Annotated in this window: 13 protein-coding genes; 9 read left to right on the top strand and 4 right to left on the bottom strand. The window is 59.7% G+C overall.

Annotation, left to right across the window (positions count from 1 at the left end):
- Positions 1–1096: M23 family metallopeptidase (locus tag Q0239_RS15000; RefSeq protein WP_298604311.1), on the bottom strand; the 1096-nt coding region annotated here is incomplete at its 3' end.
- 303 nt (positions 1097–1399) lie between these two features.
- Between Q0239_RS15000 and Q0239_RS14995 the strand changes: the two genes are divergently transcribed.
- From Q0239_RS14995 to Q0239_RS14955, 9 genes are all read left to right on the top strand, one after another.
- Entirely contained in the window at positions 1400–2656 is a 1257-nt protein-coding gene (locus Q0239_RS14995; protein WP_298604308.1) for a glutamate-5-semialdehyde dehydrogenase, read from the top strand.
- A complete protein-coding gene (locus tag Q0239_RS14990; protein WP_298604305.1) occupies positions 2657–3286 on the top strand; it encodes a nicotinate-nucleotide adenylyltransferase in 630 nt (209 codons plus the stop codon).
- A gap of 63 nt (positions 3287–3349) precedes the next feature.
- Positions 3350–3694 carry a ribosome silencing factor gene (rsfS, locus tag Q0239_RS14985; RefSeq protein WP_298604314.1) on the top strand — a complete coding sequence of 115 codons (345 nt, stop codon included), beginning with the start codon at positions 3350–3352 and terminating at the stop codon, positions 3692–3694.
- A 40-nt stretch (positions 3695–3734) separates the two neighbouring features.
- Positions 3735–4157, top strand: a complete 423-nt coding sequence (locus Q0239_RS14980) for a 23S rRNA (pseudouridine(1915)-N(3))-methyltransferase RlmH (RefSeq protein ID WP_298604303.1) — start codon at positions 3735–3737, stop codon at positions 4155–4157.
- Complete coding sequence (locus Q0239_RS14975) at positions 4126–5310, top strand: peptidoglycan DD-metalloendopeptidase family protein (RefSeq protein ID WP_298604301.1); 1185 nt, start codon at positions 4126–4128, stop codon at positions 5308–5310. The genes Q0239_RS14980 and Q0239_RS14975 overlap by 32 nt, the downstream gene beginning before the upstream one ends.
- Before the next feature lie 159 nt (positions 5311–5469).
- A complete protein-coding gene (locus Q0239_RS14970; RefSeq protein WP_298604299.1) occupies positions 5470–6819 on the top strand; it encodes a S41 family peptidase in 1350 nt (449 codons plus the stop codon).
- Positions 6820–6838: 19 nt separating this feature from the next.
- On the top strand, positions 6839–7318 hold the full coding sequence (locus Q0239_RS14965) for a disulfide bond formation protein B (protein ID WP_298604296.1): 480 nt from the start codon (positions 6839–6841) through the stop codon (positions 7316–7318).
- Complete coding sequence (locus tag Q0239_RS14960; RefSeq protein ID WP_298604293.1) at positions 7315–7839, top strand: demethoxyubiquinone hydroxylase family protein; 525 nt, start codon at positions 7315–7317, stop codon at positions 7837–7839. The genes Q0239_RS14965 and Q0239_RS14960 overlap by 4 nt, the downstream gene beginning before the upstream one ends.
- Positions 7840–7920: 81 nt before the next feature.
- Positions 7921–8508, top strand: coding sequence for a hypothetical protein (locus Q0239_RS14955; protein WP_298604291.1), 588 nt, complete (start codon positions 7921–7923; stop codon positions 8506–8508).
- An 11-nt stretch (positions 8509–8519) separates the two neighbouring features.
- On the opposite strand, the gene Q0239_RS14950 is transcribed toward Q0239_RS14955, so the two are convergent.
- From Q0239_RS14950 to Q0239_RS14940, 3 genes are all read right to left on the bottom strand, one after another.
- Positions 8520–9161 carry a TetR family transcriptional regulator gene (locus Q0239_RS14950; RefSeq protein ID WP_298604289.1) on the bottom strand — a complete coding sequence of 214 codons (642 nt, stop codon included), beginning with the start codon at positions 9159–9161 and terminating at the stop codon, positions 8520–8522.
- 55 nt (positions 9162–9216) lie between these two features.
- Positions 9217–10089: a crotonase/enoyl-CoA hydratase family protein gene (locus Q0239_RS14945; protein WP_298604287.1), complete on the bottom strand. Its 873-nt coding sequence runs from the start codon at positions 10087–10089 to the stop codon at positions 9217–9219.
- Between the two features lie 112 nt (positions 10090–10201).
- On the bottom strand, positions 10202–10610 hold a 409-nt coding region (locus Q0239_RS14940), incomplete at its 5' end, for an SDR family oxidoreductase (RefSeq protein ID WP_298604285.1).

The following is a 10610-nucleotide window of genomic DNA, read 5'->3' as shown; positions in this document are numbered from 1 at the left end:
GATTGGCCTCCAGAAATTTGAGCGGGTTGATAGCTGACCCGTTGATACGCACTTCAAAGTGCAAATGCGAGCCGGTTGACCGGCCGGTTGAACCCATGCGACCAATCTGGACGCCGCGTTTAACATCCGCGCCCAGTGCAGCGGAAAATCCGCTCATGTGCGCATAGCGGGTCACGAGGCCGTTGGCATGGGTGATTTCGATGCAGTTGCCATAGCCGCCCTGCCATCCGGCGAAGGTGACCTTGCCGTCTGCCGCGGCGAGGATCGGGGTGCCGACCGGTCCCTTGAAATCAAGCCCTGCGTGCATCGCACCACCGCCAGTGAACGGGTCAGAGCGATAGCCGAAACCGCTCGACATCAGGCCGACGGCGGCCGGCATGCTGGTAGGGATGCCTGCCAGCGCCATTTCCATCGCTTCCATACGCTCGAGCGCGGTCAGCATACGCGTGAAGCGCGGATCGCGGACCTGTTTCTGCTCTTTGCCGAAAAAGGGAATTAAGGGGCCGCCCATGCCCTGCTTGGCCTCGCGTACCAATTGGTCGGGATTGAGGCCGAACTGGCGGATTGCACCTTCGGCCTTTTGCGACCGTGCCACGGCAATCTGCGTCATGCGCTCGGCAAAAGCGATTTGGCGCGCCTCAAGCTGCGCAAGTTGCGCGGCTTCGGGAACGGCAAGGCCGATTTTCTTTGCGGTTTCGGCAGCCTCGCCTTGGGCAGGAGCAGCGGCCTCGGCTGCGGGCATGTCACCGAAATGTTCTTCGAATGCGCTTTCCATGACCTTCTGGCGCGCCTCAAGGTCACTCGCGACCGCTTCCATATCGTCGCGATATTTGGCGACGCGCTCTTCCGCGGTTTCGATCTTTTCCTGCTTTGCGGAGAGCATCATGCGCTCTGCAGACACGCTGACCTGGTTGATCATCATGCCGAGCGTGACGACAAGCCACACACCGACAACCGCCGCAATCGCTCCTGCGACCCGGCGCTGCAATTTTGCACTGATTTTGATGAACCGGACTTGTCCATTCGACCGCATGAAAAATTCACGATCAACGAACCATCCGGCCACCCGGTTTTTCCAACCGGTGAACTTGGCCATTTGCGACACGACCCACCCCGTTTTTATTTGCTGGCAGGCGCTTAGCAGAGCGAATTGAAGCTGACGAATCGCTTTGTCGCGACTCGTGCCGAGTCGGTGGAGTCGTGCGGTGAGTTGTGAGTTTTTACATGAAATCGGTTGCGGAGGTGTGCTGAAGGGTCGGTAAGGCCGATGTAAAACAGAGCAAAAAAGATAATTTTACAATGCCATAGCGCGAATCAACGCGCAGAGTGCGGATTTTCCGCGAAAATGCACGATTCAGCGGCTTTCGCTTCGAAGCCTGCCGCTTTAGGAGGCAAAGCGATGAGTGAAAATACCAACCGAATTGTCGCAGAGATGACGGCGAAGGCGCGCGCTGCTGCGCGGACTGTTGCGCGTGCCAGCGATGCACAAAAAGCAGACGCGCTGATTGCAGCAGCAGCAGCCTTGCGCGCCGTCGCGCCGGCCATATTGGAAGCCAATGCCCGCGATATGGAGGCAGGTGCGGCCAATGGTCTTTCTGCCGCAATGCTGGATAGGCTCAAGCTGGATAACGGCCGGATTGAGGGCATTGCGTCGGCGGTCGAGCAGGTGGCGCACCTTGCCGATCCGGTCGGGCAAGTCATCGACCGCAGCGAACGCCCCAACGGGCTTGTGATGGAGCGCGTCCGCGTTCCGGTGGGCGTGCTAGCAATAATCTATGAAAGCCGACCGAATGTGACCGCCGATGCAGCCGCGCTAGGTCTACGCTCGGGCAATGCCGTGATCCTGCGCGGCGGCAGCGAAGCGGTGCACAGCAACCGTGCGATCCACGCGGCGATGGTTGAAGGCATTGTCAAAGCGGGTCTTCCCGCCGATGCGGTGCAACTCGTTCCAACGCAGGACCGTGCAGCTGTCGGCGCCCTTTTGAAGGCGCAGGGGCAGATTGACATGGTGATCCCGCGCGGCGGCAAGTCGTTGGTGGCACGCGTGCAGGATGAAGCCCGCGTTCCCGTGCTCGCGCATCTCGATGGCATCTGCCATACTTATATTCACGCCAAGGCCGATCCGGCGATGGCGGAAGCGATCGTGGTCAACGCGAAGATGCGGCGCACCGGTATTTGCGGCTCAACCGAAACGGTGTTGATCGATCAGGATTATCCCGAACCTGCGCGGCTAATTGGTGCGCTGCTCGACGCCGGTTGCGAAGTGCGCGCCGACGACATGCTGATGGAACTTGATGCCCGCACAGTGCCGGTGAGTGAAGAGGATTGGGGTACTGAATATCTCGACGCCATTGTATCGGCGAAAATGGTCTCCGGCGTTGATGAAGCAATAGAGCATATCGCTCGCTATGGTTCGCAGCACACCGAAAGCATCATCACCAATGACGATACCGCTGCCGCAGATTTCCTGTCGGGCGTCGACAGCGCGATCGTAATGCACAATGCCTCGACGCAATATGCCGATGGCGGTGAATTCGGCCTGGGCGCTGAAATCGGCATTGCCACCGGTAGGCTGCACGCACGTGGCCCGGTCGCACTCGAAGGGCTGACCACCTATAAATGGCTGGTGCACGGCTCGGGACAGACGCGACCCTAAATGTTGACGGGGCTTCTCGGCGGGTCTTTCAACCCGGCGCATGGCGGGCATCGTTCGATCAGCCTGTTCGCGCTCGACGCGCTCGATCTCGATGAAATCTGGTGGCTGGTCTCGCCTGGAAACCCGTTGAAGGCCGATGCGAAAGACATGGCTTCGCACAAGGCAAGGCTTGCCTCGGCCAAAAAAATGGCCCGCCGCGCGCCGATCCGCGCCACCGCGATCGAGGCGCAAATGGGCACGCGTTACACCATCGATACGCTGCGCAAGCTGGTTCGCCGCTATCCCAGGCGTCGCTTCATCTGGATTATGGGAGCGGACAATGTGGCAAATTTCACACGCTGGCGGCGCTGGCGCGATGTCGCTCGTTTAATGCCGATTGCGGTTATCGCCCGTCCGGGCTATGAGATGCATGCTGTTGCGGGTCCCGCAATGGCCTGGCTCAGGCGGTATGTCCGGCGTCCGGACCAGCAGCTTAATTGGACGATGTGGAGCACACCGGCGCTTGTATTTTTGCGCTTTCGCCCCGATCCACGCTCGGCCACGGCGGTTCGCCAGGCCAACCCTCTTTGGCATCGCGACTATGACGGCAAGCGCGTCATCGGCGGCGTTACCCACAATGTTTTGTATTAAGGAGCAATTTTGATAGAACTCGCTACAGTCCCCGGCGGCAAGGCCGCAAAAAAGGGACCTGTCCTGCAGCCTGACGAACTGCACAAACTCATCCTCCAGTCGCTCGACGACGATCAGGCGCAAGAGGTTGTTTCCATCCCGCTTCAAGGCAAGAGCAGCATCGCCGACTATATGGTCGTGGCGAGTGGCCGTTCGAGTCGACAAGTGGCTTCGATGGCGCAGAAGCTTGCCGAAAGAATCAAAAAGGCGGGGCGCAACGCGCATATCGAAGGCCTGCCGAGCGCCGATTGGGTGCTGATCGATGCAGAGGATGTTGTCGTGCACCTGTTCCGGCCCGAAGTGCGCAGCTTCTACAACCTTGAACGGATGTGGGGCTTCGGCGACGCGCCTGAGGCACTGAATGCCTGATTAAATAGGGACAGTCCCTATTTATGGAGAAGGGACCGCCATGCGGCTGCACATTATCGCGCGCGGCAAGATCGGGCGCTCCCCCGAAAACGAACTTGTCGACCGCTATCTGAAGCGCCTTACATGGCCGCACAAACTTACTGAATTGCCCGATCGCGGCGGTAACGTGCCACCTGCAGAACGGGGTAGCCGCACCGTGTTGCTCGATGAAAAGGGCGACCATCTCTCTTCAATGGATCTCGCCAAATTGCTCGAACGGTGGCGTGACGAAGGCGTGGCCGAGGTGCGCTTTTGCCTGGGTGCTGCCGATGGTTTTGACGATGCAGACCGCGCTGCCGCCGATAAGCTTATCGCTTTTGGTCGGGCAACATGGCCGCACCTGATGGCGCGCGCGATGCTTGCCGAACAGCTCTATCGGGCGACATCGATACTTGCCAACCACCCCTATCATCGCGAAGGATAGCTTCATGGGGTGGCAAAGGCTTTTCTTGGCGGCTTTGGGTTTCAGCGGGTTGCTGGCGGCTGCTGCTGCCGGACAGAGCGATGTCGATGCCCTGCGCGAAGCCAAGAAGCGCGCAGCCGCTGCGGAAGCGCGCAGCGAAACGCTCCGGCAGGAGGCCGCCAATGCCGAAGCGACTGCCGATCGGCTTGTCGCCCGCCGCGCCGCGCTCGGGGCTGAAATCGATGCCGCCAATGCACAGATCGCTACCGCCCGCGCCAGAATCGCCGTCATTTCCAGACGTCAGCGTGTGCAAGCTGCCCTCCTCGGCGAAGCCAATGCGCCGATGTTGCGCCTCAACGCATTGTTGCAGAATATGACCCGCCAGCCCGTTTCGCTGCTGCTCGCACGGCCCGGTGACCGCCGCGATTATGTTCGCCTGCGTGCCGCGATGGCGTCGATCGAGCCGGTGATAGCCTCACGCACCTCGGCGCTGCGCGATCAGATGGCGATGCAGCGCGAATTGCAGAAACAGGAGCGTGTCGCGATAAGCGCTCTCGGCAAGGCGCGTCTGGACCTTGCCAGCCGCAGTAAGGCGCTCGCCGCGCTCGAAAGCGACAGTCGCGGCAAAGCGCTCAGCCTCAATGCAGATGCTGCCATCGAGTTTGAACGTGCGATCGGGCAGGGCGAACGTGCCCGCGATCTTGTCGAGCGCATCGACGCCGATCGGGAGAGCGGCCAAATTGCGGCAGAGCTCGCTGAATATTCCGGTCCGCAGCCGAGGCTGGGCGGTGGCAAAGCCAGATCCGAATCTACCGGAGCCTTCATCCTGCCCGCTCGCGGGCGCGTCGTTTCGGGCTTTGGCGAACTCAATCCCACAGGCTATCGCGAGCGTGGAGTCCGTCTGGCGGTCGAAACCGGTGCACGGATTGTCGCGCCAGCTGCAGGGAAAGTGACCTTCGCGGGTCGCTATCGCAGTTTCGGTAACATCGTGATCATCGAACATGGCAATGGCTGGGCAACCCTTGTTACCGGGATTGAGCGGCTGGGCGTTGAAGCGGGATCGCAAGTGCGCCAGGGCACCGCAATCGGTAATGCAGGTAATGAAGAACCTGAAATCATGTTGGAATTGCGCCGCAACGGACGGCTTATCGATATTGCGGCGCTGCTCGGCTGACCCGCAGGCGGCTGTCAGCAAAGGTTCATGCTTTCGTCAGCAAATTGTCGCTTGTCGGCAGTTAACCCTCTTTCGTGGTAAATAGGCTTTCACCATATAGCGGACGCGGGATATAGCCGACGCTACCGAAATGGACTCGGTTTGGCAGGAAAGAACGCGATGAAGAGCAAGCTTCTCACCACCGGAATTACCGCATTTGTTGTAGGTGCGCTCGCATCGACATCAATCGGTGCGCAGCAGCGCAAGGACGATCCGCTGCGCGATATGGACGAGTTCATCGCGGTCTATAAAAAGGTGCGCGCCAACTATGTCGACAAGGTCGATGACGAGCAACTGATGAAGGGCGCGATCCAAGGCATGCTCAACACCCTCGATCCGCACAGTGCCTTTCTCGACGAGAGCAATTTCCGCGACCTGCAGACCCAAATTGAAGGGGAATATGGCGGCCTCGGCCTGTCGGTGACGCAGGAAGACGGCGCGATCAAGGTTATCGCCCCCACCGCAGACACCCCGGCGGACAAGGCAGGAATCAAGGCGGGTGACTATATCACCCATCTTGACGGCGAACTGATTGTCGGCGGCACGGTCGACGACGCGGTCAACCGGATGCGCGGCACGCCCGGCACCTCAATCAAGCTGACCATTTTCCGTCCCGGTCGCGACGAGCCGTTCGACCTTACCATAACCCGTGCGGTCATCGACCTGAAGCCGGTGAAGTGGGAGGTGAAGGACAAGATCGGCGTCATCACAATCACCGGATTCTCGGAAGAAACCGGTGAGGATGTGGTCGCCGCGATCAAGGGCATTGAACGCCAATTGGGCGGCAAACCGCAAGGTTATGTTGTCGATCTGCGTTCCAACCCCGGCGGCATCCTTGAGGAAGCCGTCAAGGTGTCCGACGCTTTTCTCGATAAGGGTGAAATCGTCTCCGAACGTGGCCGCGACAAGGTGGTCGTCAACCGCTGGTTCGCCGAACAGGCGGTTAAGGGCGACGTGACTGGCGGCAAACCGGTGATAGTTCTTGTCGATGCCGGTTCGGCTTCGGCCTCTGAAATTGTTGCTGGTGCATTGCAGGATCATCGCCGTGCGCTCGTCATGGGCGAACGCAGCTTTGGCAAGGGATCGGTACAGAATGTGCTGCCGCTCTCGCGCGAAACCGGTCTGCGCCTGACCGTTGCCCGTTATCACTTGCCTTCGGGCCGATCGGTACAGGAAGGCGGGGTGAAGCCCGATGTGGCGGTACCGCAGATTTCCGATCCCGATTACCGCAAGCGTGTTGCCGTGCGCGAATCTGATTTGCGCCGCCACTTGGTCAACGAGAATTTGACCGATGACAAAAGCCTGGAAACCGATGGCAAGGACGATCCGCGCTTTGCCCAATCGGCGGAAGAGCTGAAAAAGCAGGGAATCGAGGATTTCCAGCTTCATTATGCGATGCAGACCATCGCGCGCCTGGGCACAAGTACACGCCTTGCAAACACCCAAGCCAAGACTGGCAAGCGCAATTAGAGCCTGCTAGGAAGCGCGCATGACCGGTTTCGATCGTGTGCGCTGGCTAGCGCTTCTGCTTCCATTCGGGCTCCTCGGCGGGGCTTACGCATCGCAATATATTGGCGGGCTCTATCCGTGTGAGATGTGCTGGTGGCAACGCTGGCCGCATTTTGCGGCCTTGCCGCTGGCGCTGGGGGCGTTTGTTGTGGGTGGCCAAGGGCTCCGCAAAACATTGGTTCTGCTCGCAGCGCTCGCCATCCTGACCAGCGGTCTGATCGGCGGCTATCATGCCGGGGTCGAATATGGCTGGTGGGAAGGAATCACCACCTGTTCCTCTACGGTAGCGCCGGGCAGCGGCAAGGACGTGCTCGATGCCATCCTCAACGCCCCGTTGATCCGCTGTGACATTGCGCCCTGGACGCTGTTCGGCATATCGCTCGCAGGATATAATTTCCTGATTTCGACATTTGGCGCGCTCGCCGTCTTGGGTCTACTTCGCAAGGGAGCAAAGGCATGATTGCCAATCAGGCTTCGGCAAAGGCCAGCATGATCCGTGTCGATCAGGCGGGCGAATATGGGGCGACGCGCATCTACGCCGGGCAATTGGCGATGCTGGGTGATCGGCACCCGATGGGCCGCGAGATTGCACATATGGCCGAGCAGGAGCGGCGGCATCTCGACGCGTTCGACCGCATAATGGCCGAACGCGGCGTGCGCCCGACCGCACTGCAACCCTTTTGGAATGTCGCGGGTTTTGCGCTTGGAGCGGTGACCGCTGCAATCGGACCGGAAGCCGCGATGGCCTGTACCGTGGCGGTGGAGACCGAAATCGACGCCCATTATCGAGAGCAGCTCGCCGAACTGGGCGACGCTGATCCGGCACTTTCCGAGATGATCGAGGAATTCCGACAGGAAGAGGTCGAGCATAAAGAAGCTGCACTCGCGGCCGGTGCCGAACAAGCACCTGCTTATCCGTTGCTGAGTGCGGCGATCCGTCTCGGTTGCCGTGCGGCGATTGCCCTTTCGAAGCGGATTTGACCGCCATCAATGCAGCGCCGGTTTTCATTTGCCATTCATGCAGCAGGGCCTAAGTCCTTGGCCAGATTTTGGAGTATATCGATGACAGATCGTATCACCTTCTTGCTCGGTGCCGCATTGGCGCTGATGACTGCGCCCGCATTCGCCCAGGAAAGCGAGGCGCCGTCGTCGCCGGATGCCGAAAAGATCAATATGGTCATCGTCTATGGCGAGGATAAGTGCGAAGAGAGCAGCGCGGATACGATCAACGTCTGTGCGCGGCTTTCCGAGGGCGATCGCTATCGCATTCCGACTCCGTTGCGCGATGATATCAACGATCCGCGCAAGGAAGCCTGGACACAGCGCGTTCTCGCCTATGAATATGTCGGTCGCGAAGGCACGATGAGCTGCACGGCTACGGGTGGGGGCGGCTTCACCGGATGTGGCCTGAAAGAAATCGATGCGGCTTATGCTGAGAAGGAGCAGGATCCCGGCCTTGCCTTTGGCCGGATGATAGCCGCCGAGCGCAAAAAGCGCCTTTCTGCTATTGATGCCGAGGCCGAGCTGGTCGAGCAGCGCGTGCAGCAGTTCGAAAAGGAACGGGCCGAGCGTGAAGCGCGACTTCAGGCTGAAGCCGATGCCGCTGCCGAAAAAGAATTGCAGGACAGCGCGCTGCCGCAGCCGAAATAAGCGCTGCGGCCCTAGTCCGCCAACAAACCCCGCATGATCAACTCGATCGTATGCTCGCGATAGGCGTCGCGCATCTCGGGAGAAATGTCATGCTGGTCATAGCAATGGCGTAAAACTAGCCGTGCCGAGAAGAAACGGTCCGCCGCACCTGTGACCGAGAAATAGAAGAGCTGTGGATCGACGGGGCGGAACTTGCCGGCCTTCACGCCTTCCTCGATCAGCACTTCATAAGCATCTGACAGTGGCTTCAAATAGCGCTCGGCGATCCTTGCGGCCTCAATCGGTGCGGCATCGCGCACCATGCGCATCATCAGGCGGTTGAGATAGGGGAAGGTATAATAAGTGTCGATCACCCCGCTGATATGGCGGCGAAGCTTTTCCTCCGGCGGCATGTCCTTTGCCACGAGCGCATTGAGTTCGACCACAATCTTGCCCATGTCGCGATCGAGCAGGGCCAGCATCAGCCCGTTCTTGTTGCCGAAATAATATTTGACCAGTGCGCTGTTCAATCCTGCACGTAAGGACAATTCGGAAAGCGAAAGATCTATGGTATCGCCTTCGCGCATGATCTGGCTTGCCGCTTCGAGCAGTTGTTCGCGCGCGCCGCTTTGCGCTTCATTGGCGCTGGCCAGTTTTTGACCGTTTGTTGCCACGGTTTTACTCCCCCGGGGTAGAAGGTCGGGCTTGATATCCCGACCCCTTAATCAATCATTTATATACCGGTTCTTCCCACCAAGGGAAGAAGTCTGGCATGTCTGTGGATACTTTGTCCGGATAATTGGGCGCGCGCTTTTCAAGGAAGCTGGCAATGCCCTCTTTGGCATCACCCGAACGAGAGCGGCGATAGATGGCGCGGCTGTCGATCTTGTGTGCTTCCATCGGGTGCGGCTGGGCAGCATTGCGCCACAGCATGTGACGGGTGAGCGCGACCGAAACCGGTGCGGTGTTATCGGCGATTTCGCGCGCCAGCCTGCCGGCCCCGGCCAGCAACTCGCCTGCAGGATGGACAGAGCGAACCAATCCGCCTTTCAATGCTTCCTTCGCATCGAAAATGCGGCCCGTGTAGCACCATTCCAGTGCCTGTTGTGGGCCGACCAGACGCGGCAGGAACCAGCTTGAAGCAGCTTCGGGAACGATGCCGCGACGGGCAAAGACAAAACCGAAACGGGCGGTTTCGCTGGCAAGGCGGATGTCCATGGCAAGCTGCATGGTAACGCCGATACCGACCGCCGCACCATTCACGGCGGCGATCACAGGTTTTTTGCACTGATAGATGCGCAAGGTCAGCAGGCCGCCACCATCGCGAACGCGGCTGTCGGACAAGTCACTAACGGCTTCACCGCTGGCGAAGACATGCTTGCCATCATCAGGCGTCAGGTCCGCCCCGGCGCAAAAGGCGCGGTCGCCATGGCCGGTGACGATAACGGCGCGGACAGTGTCGTCAGCGTCGATCTCGTCAAAGGCCGAGATCATCTCGTTCATCATCGTGCCGGTGAAGGCATTCATCTTGTCAGGCCGATGCAGCGTGATCGTCGCAACGCCATTGTCCACTTCGTATAATATCTGGGTGTAATTGCTCATTCGGGCATCCTCTTGGAAAAAAGAAACCCCCCTCGCAGCGCGAGAGGGGTGTCATGGAAAGCGAGCCAGTCGGCTGCTTTCGAAACTCCCGCATGCGGGAGCAATTGGTAGATCAACGTGGGGCCATGCGGATGGCACCGTCGAGGCGCACATCTTCGCCGTTGAAATAGCCATTCTCGATCATCAGCATGGCGAGAGCAGCATATTCTTCGGGGTTGCCCAGGCGCTTCGGATAGGGAACCGATGCGCCGAGGGCATCCTTCACCGGCTGCGGTGCAGCGGCGAGCAGCGGGGTGTTGAAGATACCCGGCAGGATGGTGTTGACGCGGATGGCTTCGTTCGAAAGGTCGCGTGCGATCGGCAGGGTCATGCCGACAACGCCAGCTTTCGATGCCGAATAGGCTGCCTGACCGATCTGTCCGTCTTCAGCTGCGACCGAAGCGGTGTTGACGATCGCGCCGCGATCACCATCGGCCTGCGGATCGAGTGTCAGCATGCCGGCGGCCGACTTGGCGATGCAG

Source organism: uncultured Sphingorhabdus sp. (assembly GCF_937872355.1).
Lineage (GTDB): Bacteria > Pseudomonadota > Alphaproteobacteria > Sphingomonadales > Sphingomonadaceae > Sphingorhabdus_B.
The sequence above is the reverse complement of the archived record's forward strand: the minus strand, read 5'-3'. Positions and strand labels throughout refer to the sequence as shown.